Annotated in this window: 15 protein-coding genes; 6 read left to right on the top strand and 9 right to left on the bottom strand. The window is 65.8% G+C overall.

Features of this window, described 5'->3' with window-relative positions; translation table 11 throughout:
• Window positions 1-10: 10 nt before the first annotated feature.
• From ACVWYP_RS38445 to ACVWYP_RS38410, 8 genes are all read right to left on the bottom strand, one after another.
• Window positions 11-1,054: a cobalamin-independent methionine synthase II family protein gene (locus ACVWYP_RS38445; RefSeq protein WP_304496961.1), complete on the bottom strand. Its 1,044-nt coding sequence runs from the start codon at window positions 1,052-1,054 to the stop codon at window positions 11-13.
• A 32-nt stretch (window positions 1,055-1,086) separates the two neighbouring features.
• Window positions 1,087-1,956, bottom strand: coding sequence for a fumarylacetoacetate hydrolase family protein (locus ACVWYP_RS38440; protein ID WP_304496960.1), 870 nt, complete (start codon window positions 1,954-1,956; stop codon window positions 1,087-1,089).
• Window positions 1,953-2,618: a polysaccharide deacetylase family protein gene (locus tag ACVWYP_RS38435; protein ID WP_304496959.1), complete on the bottom strand. Its 666-nt coding sequence runs from the start codon at window positions 2,616-2,618 to the stop codon at window positions 1,953-1,955. The genes ACVWYP_RS38440 and ACVWYP_RS38435 overlap by 4 nt, the downstream gene beginning before the upstream one ends.
• A gap of 12 nt (window positions 2,619-2,630) precedes the next feature.
• A complete protein-coding gene (locus ACVWYP_RS38430; RefSeq protein WP_304496958.1) occupies window positions 2,631-3,431 on the bottom strand; it encodes an ABC transporter permease in 801 nt (266 codons plus the stop codon).
• Between the two features lie 7 nt (window positions 3,432-3,438).
• Window positions 3,439-4,245 carry an ABC transporter ATP-binding protein gene (locus ACVWYP_RS38425; protein ID WP_304496957.1) on the bottom strand — a complete coding sequence of 269 codons (807 nt, stop codon included), beginning with the start codon at window positions 4,243-4,245 and terminating at the stop codon, window positions 3,439-3,441.
• Window positions 4,224-4,979: an ABC transporter permease gene (locus ACVWYP_RS38420; RefSeq protein ID WP_304496956.1), complete on the bottom strand. Its 756-nt coding sequence runs from the start codon at window positions 4,977-4,979 to the stop codon at window positions 4,224-4,226. The genes ACVWYP_RS38425 and ACVWYP_RS38420 overlap by 22 nt, the downstream gene beginning before the upstream one ends.
• Before the next feature lies 1 nt (window position 4,980).
• A complete protein-coding gene (locus ACVWYP_RS38415) occupies window positions 4,981-5,946 on the bottom strand; it encodes an ABC transporter substrate-binding protein (protein ID WP_304496955.1) in 966 nt (321 codons plus the stop codon).
• Between the two features lie 61 nt (window positions 5,947-6,007).
• Window positions 6,008-6,733 carry a GntR family transcriptional regulator gene (locus ACVWYP_RS38410; RefSeq protein ID WP_212057561.1) on the bottom strand — a complete coding sequence of 242 codons (726 nt, stop codon included), beginning with the start codon at window positions 6,731-6,733 and terminating at the stop codon, window positions 6,008-6,010.
• Between the two features lie 191 nt (window positions 6,734-6,924).
• Between ACVWYP_RS38410 and ACVWYP_RS38405 the strand changes: the two genes are divergently transcribed.
• Genes ACVWYP_RS38405 through ACVWYP_RS38395 form a run of 3 tightly spaced genes read left to right on the top strand, consistent with a single transcriptional unit; the run spans window position 6,925 to window position 9,716 of the window.
• Window positions 6,925-7,956, top strand: coding sequence for a Rieske 2Fe-2S domain-containing protein (locus tag ACVWYP_RS38405; protein WP_439711221.1), 1,032 nt, complete (start codon window positions 6,925-6,927; stop codon window positions 7,954-7,956).
• 14 nt (window positions 7,957-7,970) lie between these two features.
• Window positions 7,971-8,723 carry a GntR family transcriptional regulator gene (locus ACVWYP_RS38400; protein ID WP_304496953.1) on the top strand — a complete coding sequence of 251 codons (753 nt, stop codon included), beginning with the start codon at window positions 7,971-7,973 and terminating at the stop codon, window positions 8,721-8,723.
• A 12-nt stretch (window positions 8,724-8,735) separates the two neighbouring features.
• Window positions 8,736-9,716, top strand: a complete 981-nt coding sequence (locus tag ACVWYP_RS38395) for a PDR/VanB family oxidoreductase (RefSeq protein ID WP_304496952.1) — start codon at window positions 8,736-8,738, stop codon at window positions 9,714-9,716.
• Window positions 9,717-9,919: 203 nt separating this feature from the next.
• On the opposite strand, the gene ACVWYP_RS38390 is transcribed toward ACVWYP_RS38395, so the two are convergent.
• Window positions 9,920-11,881, bottom strand: coding sequence for a putative bifunctional diguanylate cyclase/phosphodiesterase (locus tag ACVWYP_RS38390; RefSeq protein WP_304496951.1), 1,962 nt, complete (start codon window positions 11,879-11,881; stop codon window positions 9,920-9,922).
• 266 nt (window positions 11,882-12,147) lie between these two features.
• On the opposite strand from ACVWYP_RS38390, the gene ACVWYP_RS38385 reads away from it, so the two are divergent.
• The 3 genes from ACVWYP_RS38385 (at window position 12,148) to ACVWYP_RS38375 (ending at window position 16,505) form a co-directional block, all read left to right on the top strand.
• On the top strand, window positions 12,148-13,143 hold the full coding sequence (locus tag ACVWYP_RS38385; RefSeq protein ID WP_304496950.1) for a VOC family protein: 996 nt from the start codon (window positions 12,148-12,150) through the stop codon (window positions 13,141-13,143).
• Between the two features lies 1 nt (window position 13,144).
• Window positions 13,145-14,734, top strand: a complete 1,590-nt coding sequence (gene mhpA / locus ACVWYP_RS38380) for a bifunctional 3-(3-hydroxy-phenyl)propionate/3-hydroxycinnamic acid hydroxylase MhpA (RefSeq protein WP_304496949.1) — start codon at window positions 13,145-13,147, stop codon at window positions 14,732-14,734.
• Between the two features lie 157 nt (window positions 14,735-14,891).
• Window positions 14,892-16,505: a GMC family oxidoreductase gene (locus tag ACVWYP_RS38375; RefSeq protein ID WP_304496948.1), complete on the top strand. Its 1,614-nt coding sequence runs from the start codon at window positions 14,892-14,894 to the stop codon at window positions 16,503-16,505.
• Window positions 16,506-16,579: the final 74 nt, after the last annotated feature.

Raw genomic sequence — 16,579 nt, 5'->3', positions numbered from 1 at the left:
CGAAAACGCTCTAGCCGATCTCTTTCCTGACCGTCGCGGCGGCGTCGCACATCGCCTTCAGTTTTCCGAACGCAACGTGCCGCGGCATGTATTTCATGCCGCAGTCCGGCGCGACGACCAGCCGTTCCGCCGGCACATGCTTCAGGCCATTGCGAATGCGATCGGCGACGACGGCGGCAGGTTCGATCTCCGGATTGCCGAGGTCGAGCACGCCGAGCATGATTTTTTTCGAGGAGAGATCCTTGAGCACGCCGAGATCGAGCTTCGGCTGTGCCGCCTCGATCGAAATCTGGTCGGCGATGGTGTCGTCGAGCTCGGCAAGGAACGAGTAGCCGGCCGGCTTGGTCGAGCCCGGCACCACCGCCGCATAGCCGAAGCAGAGATGCACCACGGTCGGGATGCTGATGCCTTGCAGCGCGCGATTGATCGCCTTCACCGCATAGCGCTTGGCAAGATCCGGATTGTTGCGCACCCAGGGTTCGTCGAGCTGGATGACGTCGGCGCCGGCCTTCTCGAGGTCGCGAGCCTCGGCATTGACGGCCTCGGCGAAGGCCATCGCGAGCTCCTCGTCGTCCTTGTAGAACTCGTTCCTGGCCTGCTGGCTCATCGTGAACGGGCCGGGCAGGGTGATCTTGGCGGCGCGGTCGGTGTTCCTGCGCAGGAACTGCATGTCGTGCAGCTCGACCGGTCCCTTGCGCTTCACCGGACCGACCACGCGCGGCACCGGCGTCTGCGTGTTGCCGGTGCGCGCCGTGATCATCGCGGGATTGTCGGCATCGACGCCTTCGAGGGCGGTGGCGAACCGGTTCGAGTAGCTCTCGCGGCGGATTTCGCCATCGGTCACGATGTCGATGCCGGCGCGCTCCATATCCCGGATCGCCACGATGGTCGCGTCGTCCTGCGCTTCCTCGAGATGCTCGGCCGGCAGCCGCCACATCGCGTGCATGCGGGTGCGCGGCACCGACTTCGACAGCATGGCGCGATCGACCAGCCATTCCGGCTGCGGATAGCTGCCGACGACGGTGGTCGGCAGCAGATGCTTGGGCAGGTTCATGATGTCCTCCTTCTTGTCGTTGTGCGGCCGGATCAAGCCGCGCGCGTTGCGCTTGCCGCGGTTTCGTCTTTCACGGGATTGCGCAGCACGCCGATGCCGGTAACCTCGACCTCGACGACGTCGCCATCCTTCATCCACAGCGGCGGCGTGCGGTAGGCGCCGACCCCGCCGGTGGTGCCGGTGACGATGACGTCGCCCGGCACCAGCTCGGTGAAGGTCGAGCAATAGGCGATCAGGGTCGCGACGTCGAACACGAGGTCCGAGATCGGCGCGGTCTGCACCTCGACGCCATTGAGGCGGGTTGCGATGTGCTGCTCGCTGATGTCGGGGAGCTCGTCGGTCGTCACCATCCACGGGCCAAAGCCGCCGGTGCCGACGAAATTCTTGCCGGGCGCAAATTGCGAGGTGTGACGCTGCCAATCGCGGATGCTGCCGTCATTGTAGCAGGCATAGCCCGCGACATGGCTGAGCGCGGCCTCGCGCGCGATGCGGCGACCGCCCTTGCCGATGATGACGGCCATTTCGCCTTCATAGTCGAAGCGCTCCGACTCCAGCGGCCGGATCATCGGCTGGCCGGCGCCGACCTGGCTGTTGGCGAAGCGGGTGAAGATCATCGGGTGCGGCGGCGTCGGATGGCCGCTCTCGGCGAGATGCGTCGCATAGTTGACGCCGATGCAGAAGATCTTGTCGGGATCGGGCACGGTCGGCAGCAACTCGACATCCCTGAGCGCGTGATCGGCGCGCTCGCCCTGCAGCTTCTTCAGTTCATCCAGCGAACCCGTCGTCAGCAGCGCCTTCAGCGTCGGGTACGCCTTCAGCCGCTTGCCGGCGTCGATCACGCCCGCATCGGTCACGATGCCATAGCTCGCGGTACCCGCCGCCTTGAAACTTGCGATCTTCATGGTCTCTCACTCTCTTCGATGGAGGAAACATAGGCCTGGATGGGAAGCGCGATCGCGCCGTTGCGGATCGGCACGCATGGCGGCGGAAAGTCCTGACGGAAGCGGGCGCCGATCGCCGCGGCGCGATCGAGGAACCGATCGAGATGCCTCATCGCGCCGGTCGGCAGGTCATGCAGCACCAACAGCGTCCATGGCTGTGCGCGGCATTGCTCGAGCGCGCGCTCCGTCCAGCCGTCGGGATCGTCCCAGTCGTGCGGGATCGCGTTCCAGAGCACGCAGCTGTGCTTGTTGTGCACGAGATAATCAACCACCGATGGCTTCAGCAGCCGACCGTCGAGATTGCCGCCGCCGCCGAACGGCCGGAACCAGCGGTCGGGATGGGCGAGCTCGCCGATCGCGGCCTCGGTCCGGCCGATCTCGCGTTGTGCCGTGTCCGCGTCGGGCTGCTCGCCGAGCGGCGTGCTGTGCGTATAGGTGTGATTGCCGATCCAGTGGCCTTCGTCGCGCGCGCGGGCAGCGAGGCGGCGGCGCGCGGGGTCGGCGAGCTTCTCGCCGATCACGAAGAACGTGGTCTTGATGTCGCGCTCGCCGAGGATGTCGAGCACAAGCGGGGTGACATCGGGCTCCGGTCCATTGTCGAACGTCAAGGTGAGGTCGAACACGTCGCGATCCCCTTACGTCGCCGGCTGCATCGCGCCGGAGCCGACCTCGTCGGCGGCGCTCTGGCCGGCGCGCGTCCCGGTCTGCCAGATCGCGGCCTTGCGCTCGACCCAGCGGATCGCGGTGTTGAAGGCAATCGCCATGAACAACACCAGCAGCACGCCGGCGAACACGTGCGGGCTGTCGAGAATGGTGCGGTAGCGCGAGATCAGATAGCCGATCCCGGCCGAGGAGATCAGCATCTCCGAGACCACCACGCCGACGATGACGAGCGCGCCGCCAACCCGCAGGCCCGACAGCACGGTCGGGATCGCGGCAGGGATGATGACGCGGACCAGCCGCTGGCTCAGTGTCGCGCCCATGCTGCGGGCGGCGAGCAAGAGTTGCGGGTCGATGGTCTGGATCCCGGCGGCCGTCGCCAGCATGGTCGGCAGGAAGCCGTAGATCGAAGCGAAGGCGATCTTGGATTCCGAGCCGATGCCGAGCCACACCGTGAACACCGGATAGAGGATCACGAGCGGGACCGCATAGAGGCTCGAGACCATCGGCATGATCAGAAGACGCGGGCGCGGCAGGCTGCCGACGATGGCGCCGAGCAGAATGCCGCCGCCGCAGGCGAACGCCATCGAGACCGCGACCTCGTAGAGCGTCACCGCAAGCGCATGGCCGTATTCGGCGGCCTCGTTCCAGCCCGCGAGCAGGGTGGACGACAACGACGGCAGGAACAGTTCGGGGATCAGCCCGGTGCGCGGCAACAGCTCCCACAGCACGAGCAGGCCGACGATAATCAGATGGCGAAGTGCTTTCGCGCTCATCACACTCTCACGCCGATTTGCGGATGTGCCGCCAGATGCGGTCGCGCAGCGCGCCGAAGGCGTCGCCGCTCAACATCTCGTAGGTCCGCGGCCGCGGCAAGTTGACCTGCAGCTGGTCGACGATGCGGCCGGGGCGCGGCGACATCACGATCACCTCGTCGGCGAGGTAGACCGCCTCGGTCAGGCTGTGGGTGACGAACACGACCGTCTTGCCGGTGGCGGCCCAGATCCGCAATAGCTCGTCGCCCATGGTCATCCGGGTCTGCTCGTCGAGCGCGGCGAACGGCTCGTCCATCAACAGCACGGGCGGATCCTGCACCAGGCCGCGCGCGATCGAGACGCGCTGCTTCATGCCGCCCGACAGTTCGTGCGGGTGGCGTTTGCCGAAGCCTTCGAGGCCGACCAGCTTGAGCGCGTCCTGCGCCTTGGCCCGGCGCTCCGCCTTGGCGACGCCGCGCAGCGCCAGCGGAAACTCGACATTGTCTTCGGCGGTCAGCCACGGAAACAGGCTCGCTTCCTGGAACACGACGCCGACGCGGTTCGGGTCGGGCTGCGGGATCGGCGCGCCGTTGATGGTGATGGTGCCCGAGGTCTGCGCGCGCAGCCCGGCCATCATCATCAGCAGCGTGGACTTGCCGCATCCGCTCGGGCCGACCAGCACGACGAAGCGCCCCGGCTTGATGTCGAGCGAGACGTCTTCCAGCGCGACGACGTCCTGGGTCTTGGTCCGGAACACCTGGCCGACATTCCTGACCTCGATCGCGCCGGCGCGCGAGGCGGGCTTCAATGGTGTCACGTTCGCCAATGGCTGCATCGTGTTTCCACCCATCTGATCAGTTCATTGAAGGTCATGGCGATCGCGGCGACCATCACGACGCCGGCGAGCAGCTGCTTCATCTGGAAATTCTCGCCCCAGGTCGCGATCTGGTGGCCGATGCCGTCGCGCGAGGCGTACATCTCGGCGAGGATGACGCCGGTGAGGTTGAAGATCATCGAGATCCGCAGCGCTTCCAGCAGCACCGGCAGCATGCTCGGCAGATAGACGCGGAACGCGGTCTGCGTGCGCGTGGCGCCGTAGGAGCGGGCTACCGTCAGGTGTTCGACCTTGACCGATTCCACCGCCGTCGTGGTCGACATGATCACGATGAAGATGGTCGAGAAGAAGCCGAAGCCGACCTTCTGGGCGAAACCGACGCCGAACACCAGGATGAACATCGGCAGGAAGATCGATTTCGGGATGCTGAATGCGAAGAACAGCAGCGGCTTTGCGACATCGGCAAAATAGCGGTTTTCCGCGATCAGGAACCCGATCAGTGCCCCCATCGGCACCGCGAGCGCGAAGGCGGTCAGCACCTCGGTCGCGGTCACCAGAAGGTCGGTCCGGACGCTCGATCGTTGCAGGAGGTCGCCGAGCGTCACGAGCGTGTCCGATGCCGACGGCAACAGGCGCGGATTGGCGAGCCCGGTCCGCGACAGGATCTCCCACAGCGCGAAGATCGCGACCACGATCGCGACCCGCGCGAGCTTGATGGTCAGGGTGGCCTGCATGTTACGGCTTGGTCGGAACCGGCTTGAACCTGGTCGAGATCACGTCCTCGACCGGAACGATGTCCTTCAATCCGCCGAGCTTGGCGAGATCGAGCGACAGCTGCACCGCTGCCGGCACATTGGCCGCGCCCATGTTGCCGTCGGTCTCCAGCTTCATGATGGTGTTGTCATATTCCATCGCGGCGATCTCGGCCGGCATCTCATAGAGGTCGGCGATCAGCTTCACGGTGACGTCGCGGTTGGCGCGCATGAACTGCAGCGCGCCATAGAGCGCATTGACGGCCTTCTGGACCACCTCCGGCTTGGCTTCGGCGAACTTGTCGAGCACGATCCAGCCTGCGGTGAGGTTCGGCGGTGCCGCGGTCGCATAGTCGAGGATGGTCTTCGCCTCGCCCGACTTGGCGACCTGGAAGCTGAGCGGCGAATAGACCACGGCGGCGTCGACATTGCCGGCGAGCAGGTTCGGCACCAGGCCGCCGCCGCCGACCGGCACGCGGGTGAAGTCGATCTTCCTGTCTTGAATGGTCCACAGCGCGAGCAGGTCCGAGCCGGATCCTGCTGCCGTGATCCCGACCTTCTTGCCGTTGAGATCCTTGACCTCGAGCGTCGATTTGACCGGCACCATCAACTGCCAGCCGAAATTGCCCATCGCGGCATTGGCGACGATGCGCGACATCACGCCCTTCTTGCGGCCGGCGGACACCAGCGACGGCGGATCGAGGATGATGTCGGCTGCTCCCGCGGCCATGCCCTCGAAGGTCTCGGCGCCGCTGCGATAGATCGTCAGCTCGGCCTTGATGCCTTCCTTCTCGAACAGCCTCTGCCGCACGGCGGTCTCGGCGATCGTCGTCGGCCAATAGGTCTTGGTGGGCAGGCCGACGCGGATCGTGTCTGCCGCGAAGGCCGGGCCGGCCAGCACGGTGGTGGCGATCAGGGTTGCCAGCGCACAGCGGCGCGTGATGTTCATGCTTCTGTTTCTCCCGGATATCGATTGTTGTTGTTTTTCGGCGCGTCTCGTGACCGCAGAATCAGGTGGTGGCGTTGACCTCCGCTATGCGCGGAGCGGCGAGCTCGACGAATTCCATGGTGGTGCTGAAATGCACCGACAAAGCGCGAACCGCCGCATCGGCATCGCGCGCGAATACGGCGTCCACGATCGCGGCATGCTCGGCTTCGACATCGCGCGGCCGGCCGACCTCGCGTCGGATCGAAAGTCGACGGTAGCGCTCGCTCTGCTCGTGCAGCACGTCGCGGAAGCCGAGCAGCCATTGCGAACCGCAGGCATTGACCAGCGCGCGATGGAAGATGCGGTGGCGGACCACCCATTCCTCGTAATGCACGGTGGGATCGTCGGGAAACCGATAGGGCACGGCCTTCAGCGCTTCCCAGGCCGCCGCGACCGAGGACAGCCAGGCCTCGTCGCCACGCTCGATCGAGCGCCGCAGCGCAAGTCCCTCGATGTCGATCCGTGTCTGCGTGACATCGGCAAGGTCGGCGAGCGAGACCGGACAGACGCGGAAGCCGCGCTGATCCGAGGCTTGTACCAATCCATCCGCCACCAACCGCGACAGCGCCTCGCGCACGGCGGCAAGGCTGACCGAGAATTGCTTGGCGAGGCCGGCGATGTGCAGCTTCTGGCCGGGAAGCAGCCGCGTCGACAGGATGTCGGCCCGCAGCCGTTCCTGGACCGCCGATGTCAGGCTTCGCGGCCCGTCGCCGGCCAAGCCCTCGCGAAAACTCAACCCGATGTTCATGGCCGCAGACTGGCCGACGGTCTAGTGGCCGTCAATCGAAAATCGATTTTTTTAGATACTCTCGATTTTTATATGAATGTATACTGAATGACGTCAGTTTTGGCCTTTATCGCCGGATATTGCCTCGTTCAAGCATACTCTGTATACAGATAGGATGCATTAGGGAGGATCCAGTGCCAAAACCCTTTCCGATGAACGCGTGGTACGCGGCCGGCTGGGATGCCGAGATCAAGCACGCGCTGTTGCCTCGGACGATCTGCGGCAAGCATGTCGTGATGTACCGGACGGGCGACGGCGAGGTGGTGGCGCTGGAGGATGCCTGCTGGCATCGCCTCGTGCCGCTCTCCAAGGGCCGGCTCGATGGCGATGCCGTGGTCTGCGGCTATCATGGCCTGAAATACAATGCGCAGGGCCGCTGCACCTTCATGCCCTCGCAGGAGACGATCAATCCGTCGGCCTGCGTCCGCGCCTATCCCGTCGTCGAGCGCCACCGCTTCATCTGGCTCTGGATGGGGGATCCCGCGCTCGCCGATCCCGCGCTGGTGCCCGACATGCACTGGAACCACGATCCGGCCTGGGCCGGCGACGGCAAGACCATTCACGTCAAATGCGACTACCGCCTCGTCGTCGACAATCTGATGGACCTGACGCACGAGACCTTCGTGCACGGCTCGAGCATCGGCAATGATGCGGTCGCCGAGGCGCCGTTCGACGTCACCCATGGCGAGAAGACGGTCACCGTGACGCGCTGGATGAAGGGCATCGAGGCCCCGCCGTTCTGGGCCAGGCAGCTGCAGAAGCCGGGCCCGGTCGATCGCTGGCAGATTATCCGCTTCGAGGCGCCGTGCACCGTTAACATCGACGTCGGCGTCGCGCCGGCCGGTTCGGGCGCGCCGGAGGGCGATCGCTCGCAGGGCGTCAACGGCTATGTGCTGAACACGATCACGCCCGAGACCGAGAAGACCTGCCATTATTTCTGGGCCTTCGTCCGCAATCACCGCATCACCGAGCAGCGGCTGACCTCGGAAATCCGCGACGGCGTCGCCGGCATCTTCCATGAGGACGAGATCATCCTGGAAGCGCAGCAGCGCGCGATGGACGAGAATCCGGACCGGGTGTTCTACAATCTCAACATCGACGCCGGCGCAATGTGGGCGCGGCGCGTCATTGACCGCATGGTGGCGAAGGAAAATCCGCCGCCACAGCTGCAGGCTGCCGAGTAGGCGAGGGGCGGGCCATGGCGGAACGCGAAACCGATCGTTCAGTGTCGCAGACCGTGCGGGCGCAGCTTGCGCTGCGCGACCTCGTTCTCTCCGGCGGCCTGCGGCCCGGCGAGCGCATCTCGGAGCTGCAGGCGGTCGAGTTCACCGGGGTATCGCGCACGCCGGTGCGGATGGCGCTGGTCCGGCTGGAAGAGGAAGGCCTGCTGGAGGCGATCCCTTCCGGCGGCTTCATGGCCAAGGCATTTTCCGAGCGCGACATTCTCGATTCGATCGAGCTGCGCGGCACGCTGGAGGGCCTGGCCGCGCGCTTCGCCGCCGAGCGCGGCGTCTCGTCGCGCGATCTCGAGCCGCTGAAGGAATGCCTCAACGAGATCGACGGCCTGGTGCGGCAGGATCCGATTTCGGTCGAAGCCTTTTCGTCCTATGTCGCGCTCAACGCGCGCTTCCACGCGTTGCTCACCGAGCTGTCGCGCAGCCCGCCGCTGATCCGGCAGATCGACCGCGCCTCGGCGCTGCCATTCGCCTCGCCGAGCGGCTTCGTGATGGCGCAATCGGCCTTGCCCGAGGCGCGCCAGATCCTGCTGATCGCGCAGGATCACCATCGCATTGTGGTCGACGCCATCGAGAACCGCGAGGGCGCGCGCGCCGAGGCGATCATGCGCGAGCATGCAAGGCTTGCGGCACGCAATCTGCGGCTGGCGCTGCGCAACCGCGGCCATCTCGATCTGCTGCCGGCGCTGGCGCTGATCAATTCGGCAGCCGGCTGAGCGGAGAACGCCATGCGATTCATCGAGACCTGGACATCCGCCACGCTGCTCGCTGTGCGCGACCTCACGCCCGGCATCCGTGAATTCCTGCTGCGGCCGGATAACTTTGCGGGTGTGCCCTATCCCGTCGGCAGCCATATCGATGTCGGCGTCACCATCGAAGGCCAGCCGCAGACCCGCTCCTATTCGCTGGTCGGCGAAGCCGATCCGCAGGGCTACCGGATCGCAGTTCGGCACGCAGCGGATTCCCGCGGCGGCTCGCGCTACATGTGCTCGCTCGCGCCGGGGGCGCGGCTCAACATCACGCTGCCGACCTCGCTGGTGCAGCTCGACTGGACGCGGCGGCAGTATTGCCTGATCGCGGGCGGCATTGGCATCACGCCGATCGTCGGTGCGGCACAGGCGCTCGCCCGCCGCGACGCCGGCGTGACGCTGCACTATGCCGTGCGCACGCGCGGCGATGCGGTCTATCTCGAACCGCTTGAGCGAGCGCTCGGCGACCGCCTCACCGTCCATGCCGGCGACGAAGGCAGGCGGCTCGACCTCGACGGCGTCTTTGCGGCGTTGCCGCAGGACACGATGACGCTGTTCTGCGGCCCGATCCGGATGCTGGACGCGGCGCGGCGCGCCTGGGAGGCGTCCGGCCGCCCGCTCTCCGATTTGCGCTACGAGACCTTTGGATCGAGCGGGCTGTTGCCGACCGAGGCGTTCCGCGTGCGGCTCAGTGGTGAAGGGACCGAGTTCGTCATCCCGCGCGACCGGTCGATGCTGGACGTGCTCAACGAAGCCGGTCATGAGGTGATGAGCGACTGCCGGCGCGGTGAATGCGGGGTCTGCGCGGTCGACGTGGTCGATGTCGACGGCGAGATCGACCATCGCGACGTCTTCTTCAGTGACCATCAGAAGCGGGAGAGCCGCAAGATCTGCGCGTGCGTCTCGCGTGCCCGCGGCACCATCACGGTCGACACCCTGCATCGGTCGGACGCGCTCTAACCTTACTGCGGCGCGAGTCTTTCTCCGCTGTCATTGCGAGGAGCGATAGCGACGAAGCAATCCATCAAGCCGCGTTTGCGGACAGATGGATTGCTTCGCTTCGCTCGCAATGACGGCGGAATTTGCTCGCAGCCTCCCGGGATCAGCAGAAAAAGCGACACAGTCCGACCGACGCGCTCATTCGGCGCGCGCCCTCGATGGCGCTACGCCGCGTGCACCGAGTGCTGCGGATTGTGATCGAGCAGTGCGGAAATCTCGCTGCCTGACATCGGCCGCCCGATCAGATAGCCCTGGACCTCGTCGCAGCTGGTCTGGCGCAGATATTCGAGTTGATCTGCGGTCTCGACGCCTTCGGCCACGACGCCGATCTGCAGCTCCTGCGCGAGGCCGATCACCGATTTGACGATCGCGGCGCAGTCCGGCTGGGTCAGCATGTCCCGGATGAAGGATTGATCGATCTTGATGCGGCTGAACGGCAGCTTGCGCAGATAGGTCAGCGACGAGAAGCCGGTGCCGAAATCGTCGAGCGCGACCGTCAGGCCGAGCTCGAGCAGCGCATGCAGGATCGCGGGCGCCGATCCATATTTCGAGATCAGCATCGACTCGGTGATCTCGATCTCGAGACGGTTCGGCGCGACATTCGCCTCGGCCAGCGCGTCGACGATCGTCTGCAGGATGCCGACGTTCTGGAACTGGACCGCGGAGAAATTGACCGCGATGCGGATGTCGTCCGGCCAGCGCGACAGCATCGCGCAGGCACGGCGGATCACCCACTCGCCGAGTTGGTGGATCAGTCCGCTTTCCTCGGCGATCGGGATGAAGACGGTCGGCGGGATCAAGCCGCGCGTCGGATGCTGCCAGCGCAGCAGTGCCTCGAAGCCGGTGATGCGGCCTTTGCGGATGTCGAGGAACGGCTGGTAGACCAGAAACAGCTCGTCCGCCTCGATGGCATGCTCGAGATCCCGCTGCAGGGCGCGGCGGTCGCGCGCCGACTGGTCGTCGCTGGCCTCGAAGAAGCAGATGGTGCCGGGCGCGGATTTCTTCGCCCGGTAAAGCGCGATGTCGACGTGCTTGAGCAGGTCGTGGGACGTGCTGCCGTCTCGCGGCGCCAGCACGATGCCGATGCTGATCGTCCGGTTGACCTCCAGCCCATCGATCGGGAACGGCTCGGCAAAGGCCGCGACGAACCGTTCGGCGATTGCCAACGCGTCCTCGGGCCGCGTCAGATTCGACATGATCAGGGCGAACTCGTCGCCGCCGATCCGTGCGACATGTTCGGCCGCGCGCGTGCAGCGCTGCAACCGGGCCGCCACCTGCACCAGGAACTCGTCGCCCGCCGGATGGCCGAACCTGTCGTTGACCTCCTTGAAGCGATCGAGATCGAGCAGCAGCACCGCGAATTCCTCGCCCGACCGCGCCAGCCGGTTCAGTGCGCCGTTGAGCGCCTCATTGAAGGCGACGCGGTTCGGCAGATGCGTCAGCGGATCCTGCCTCACCGTCCGTTCGGCCTCGTGCTGGGCGATGATCCGCCGCCTGAACTCGAACGCGTTGAGGAAGACGCCGCGCAGCAGCACCGAGCCGTAGACCAGGACCAGCACGGCCACCAGGAGGTAGACGAAATCCCCGTCCCGGCCGAGGCAGATCGCGGTGCCGACGAAGATCGGTGCGGTGAAAGCAATCGCGGCGATCGGGATGGTGGAGAACGCGAAGGCGCCGCCGGCCAGCATTCCGGCGCACAGGCAGGTGATGACGAGCTGGGCGCCGCTCGATGCGTTGGCGAAGAAGGCCACGGGGACGACGCCCCAAGCCGTCCCGAGCGCCAGCGCATTGCGCACCAGCCGGTACATGGTTCGGCGCGACACGAATTGCGGCTTGGCGATGCGGCGCGCTGCCCGCGCCTGCAAGCCGAAGAACAGCGCCGCGCTGCCGACCGCGGCCGCCCACACCAGCGCAAAGGCCCAGTCCGGCGATTGCCACAGCGCAATCGCCAGCACCAGCGCGTTGCAGGCGTTGGCCAGCATGATGCCGAAGGAATAGCCGAGCACGAGCGAGACCTGTTCGGCGCGGATGTGGCCGGCAAGCGCTTCATCCGCCGGTGGTGCACCGAAGGCCGCGAGGTCGCCCGCGAACAGGGCCGCGAAATATGATCTCAGATGGGTACGCATCACTACGTTGCCTGCCCGGTTTGGCCATGGCGCAGTGGCGAAGAATTCTCTGCAAACCTTTGACAAACTATGAACTATTGGAACGGACCGTGCCACGGCGGGCCCCTCCTTCGGTTCCACCGGCGGGCATTGCTAACAAATCGATACAAATGCGTGACGCGAGGTCACGAAGCGGCAAAGCTTGCTCGACGCTGCGCTGCTTGATCCCCCGCGGGTTTTTCGCAATGAGTCGGGTTCCCGCGAACGGCAAAAACCAGAAGGTGCGCATGAGCCTCCCGATCACGAACCACGATCCCGGGTTCCGGATCACGCGGGCCAGCCATGTCGTCCTGACCGTGCGTGACCTCGCGGCGAGCCGGCAGTTCTACGAAAAGGTGGTCGGGCTGATCCTGACCGCGGAGGAGGGCGGCGCACTCTATTTTCGCGGCGTCGAGGAGGCCTGTCATCACAGCCTTGTGTTGCGCAGGAGCGAGGGCGCCGCCTGTGCGCGGCTCGGCCTGCGGGTGTTTCAGGACGATGACCTCGACCGGCTCAAGGCCTTCTTCGAAGCGCAGGGATGCCGGGCCGTCTGGGTCGAGGTGCCGCATCAGGGCCGCACCCTGCATGCGACCGATCCGGCCGGCACGCCGCTGGAGTTCTGCGCGACCATGCCGGTGCTGCCGCGGATGATCACCAAATTCACCCGCCATGCCGGCGGCTCGGCGTTGCGGCTCGATCACTACCAGGTCCTGACGCCCGAAGTGCGCAAGGCGTGCGAGTTCTACACCGCGGCAGGCTTTCGGCTCAGCGAGTATATCGCGCCGGCTGATACATTCGATCTGCGCGGCGTCTTCCTGCAGCGCAAGGGCAATCCGCACGACATCGTGTTCTTCAACGGCGCCGGACCGCGGCTGCATCATTTCGCGTTTCTCGCGCCAGAGGTTCATCATCTGCTCAACGCCTGCGATATTGCCGGCGAGCTCGGCTATGGCGCGGCCGTTGAACGCGGCCCCGGGCGCCATGGGCCGGGACACGCGATGTATGTCTACATGCGCGATCCCGATGGGCATCGCGTCGAGCTGTTCAACACGCACTACCAGATCATGGACATCGAGAACGAGCCGGTCGGCTGGGATCCGTCCGACCATACGATCTCGTTCCCGTGGGGGTTGCCGGCGCGGCAGGCCTGGTTCGAGGAGGCGACGCCGTTCGAAGGTGTCGCGATCAGCGAGCCGCAAGTGAAGCCGAAGCCGCTGACGCTCGAGAGCTACCTCGCGACGTAGCATGTCGATGCCAGCCGATAATCCCATCCATGACGTGGCCATCGTCGGCCTCGGTCCGGTCGGTGCCATCTTCGCCAATCTGCTCGCGAAATCCGGCTTGAGGGTCGCAGTCGTCGAGCGCGTTGCCGGCATCTACGACAAGCCGCGCGCGATCACGCTCGACCACGAGGCGCTGCGCGTGCTGCAGGCAATCGGGCTCGGCGATTTCATGGAGCAGGCGATCGCCCCACATAACGGCTCGCACTATCTCGGCGTCGACGGCGAGATCATCAAGATCTTCGACCCGATGCCGCCGCCGTTTCCGCTCGGCTGGATTCCGAATGTGACCTTCGTGCAGCCGGACGTCGAGCAGGCGCTGCGCGACAGGCTCGCCGACTATCCGCATGCCGACGTCTTCCTTGCGGCCACAGGAGTGGCGCTGGAGCAGGATGACGGCGCGGTGACGCTGACCGCGCGCCGCGAGTCCGGCGAGGAGGTCTTGATCCGCGCGCGCTATCTGGTCGGCTGCGACGGCGCCAACAGCTTCGTCCGCAAGCAGCTCGGCATCGGCCTCGACGACCTCGCCTTCGATGAATGGTGGATGGTGGTCGACACGCTGACCAGCGATCCCGCCAGGCGGCCGGCCAGGAGCTTTCAGTATTGCCGGCCGTCGCGTCCCGGCACCTTCGTGCCGGGTCCGCGCAATTTGCGGCGCTGGGAGATCAAGTTGCTGCCCGGCGAGGACCCCGAGGCGGCCGGCGCGCCTGACAACGTCGTGAAGCTGCTCGAGGGTTTCACCGATATCTCGGATCTCACGATCTGGCGCTCGGCGGTCTATCGCTTTCACGCGCTGCTCGGCCAGCGCTGGCGCGACCGCCGCGTGCTGCTGATGGGCGATGCCGTGCACCAGACGCCGCCATTCCTCGGGCAGGGGCTGTGCGCCGGTATCCGCGATGCGGTGAACCTGGCCTGGAAGCTCCGCCTTGTGCTGCGTGGCGACGCGGGCGATGCGCTGCTCGACAGTTACGAGATCGAGCGCAAGCCGCATGTCCGCGCCGTGGTCTCCAGCGCTAAGGAGTTCGGTAAGATCATCGGCGAGCTCGATCCGGTGGCCGCCGCCGAACGCGACCTGCGGCTGCGCGCCGACCTGAAGGCCGGCAAGGCCGAAACCATCAGGCAGAAATTCATCCCCGATCTCGTCTCCGGCCTGATCGCGCGCGATGCTGCGCTTGCCGGGCGGCTGTTCGTGCAGCCGCATGTGCGTGCGCCGGATGGGCGGACATACCGGCTCGACGATCTCCTGAAACCGGAATTCGCGATCGTGACGTCGGCGGCGGAGCCGATGGCGTGGCTGTCGGACGCGTCCTCGAGCGCCTGGCAGCGTCTGTCAGGCGAGCGCGTCGTCATCACTGCGTCAGGCGAAAGTAGCGATACCGACGGTCTGCTGACCGTGATCGAACGCGACGGTTTGTTCGCGGACTGGATGCGGCAGCATGACTCCGCGGCGGTCATCGTGCGGCCGGACCGCTACGTCTTCGGCGCCGCGCGCAATGCCGGCGAGCTCAATATGCTTGTCGAGCAACTGCTCCAGAACCTCAGCGCATGGCACTAGAGCGTTTTCGAGCGAAGTGGATACCGGTTCGCGTGAAGAAAACGCGTCAAGACAAGAATCCAGGGCTCCGTGCCGATGCAATCGGAACGGGGCACCAGTCTTTTCAAGCCGGCGCTTTGTCTGTACCACCGGAAGAAAGAAATTCCGGGGGAAACCAGTGAACAATAATCATGATGCGGCGGAGTATGATTACGTCATCGTCGGCGCCGGCTCGGCCGGCTGCGTGCTCGCCAACCGCCTGAGCGCTGACGGCAAGCACTCGGTGCTGCTGCTCGAGGCCGGACCGAAGGACAGCAACATCTGGATCCATGTCCCGCTCGGCTACGGCAAGCTGTTCAAGGAAAAATCCGTCAACTGGATGTACCAGACCGAGCCGGAGCCCGGCCTCAACGGCCGGCAGGTGTTCCAGCCGCGCGGCAAGGTGCTCGGCGGCTCCAGTTCGATCAACGGCCTGCTCTATGTGCGCGGCCAGCACGAGGACTATGACCGCTGGCGACAGCGCGGCAATGCCGGCTGGGGCTATGACGACGTCTTGCCCTATTTCCGGAAGGCGGAAGACCAGCAGCGCGGCTCCAACACATATCACGGCGCCGGCGGTCCGCTGCCGGTGTCGGATTGGCGGCATCACGATCTGCTGTCGGAGGCCTTCGTGCATGCCGCAGCCGAGGTCGGTATTCCCACCAATCCGGATTTCAACGGCGCGGCCCAGGAGGGCGCGGGTTTCTTCCAGACCACGACGCGGCGCGGCCGGCGCGCCTCGACGGCGCGGTCCTATCTGCGGCCGGCGTTGACGCGCGGCAATCTCCATGTCGAGACCTCGGCGCTGGCGCAGCGCATCATGTTCGACGGCAAGCGCGCGAGCGGTGTCGCCTACAAGCAGGACGGGCAATTGCGCAAGGCCAGGGCGCGCAAGGAGGTGCTGGTATCGAGCGGTGCGTACAACTCGCCGCAATTGTTGCAGCTCTCCGGCGTCGGCCCCGCCGATCTGTTGAAGCAGCACGGCATCGAGGTCGTGCTCGATGCGCCCGGCGTCGGCAACGATCTGCAGGATCACATGCAGGTCCGCATCGTCACGCGCTGCGCGCAGACCGTCACGCTGAACGACGTCATCAATCATCCCGTGCGCCGCGTCATGGCGGGCCTCCGCTACGCCGCGCTGCGCAAGGGGCCGCTGACGATCGCCGCCGGCACCTCCGGCGCGTTCTTCAAGACCAGCCCGCGGCTGGCGTCGCCCGACATCCAGATCCACTTCCTGCCGTTCTCGACCGACAAGATGGGCGAGAAGCTGCATCCGTTCTCGGGCTTCACGGCCTCGGTCTGCCAGCTGCGTCCGGAGAGCCGCGGTTCGCTGAAGATCAGGAGCGCGGATCCGGGCGTGCCGCCGGAAATCCGCATCAACTATCTGGCGACCGAGACCGATCGCCGCGCCTTCATCGATGGCATCCGCATCCTGCGCAAGATCCTGGCCGCACCGGCGCTGAAATCCTACTCAGTGGGCGAGGTCGATCCCGGCGCCAAGGTGGTCAGCGACGACGATCTGCTCGATTTCTGCCGGCGCACCGGCAGCACGGTCTATCATCCGACCTCGACCTGCCGGATGGGCAACGATCCGCTCGCGGTGGTCGACCAGCGGCTCAAGGTGCGCGGCATCGAAGGTCTGCGCGTGGTCGATGCGTCCGTCATGCCGGACCTGATGTCGGGCAATACCAATGCGCCGACGATCATGATCGCGGAAAAGGCGTCCGATATGATTTTGGAGGATGCCAGGTAGCCCGCCGTTGTTCAGTCCGTCACCCTGAGGAGCGCGTAGCGCGTCTCGAAGGGTCGACGGCCCCGATGTTTCGG

This window comes from Bradyrhizobium sp. USDA 3262, assembly GCF_054060035.1.
Note: the sequence above shows the minus strand (reverse complement) of the source record. Positions and strands in the feature narration are given on the sequence as shown.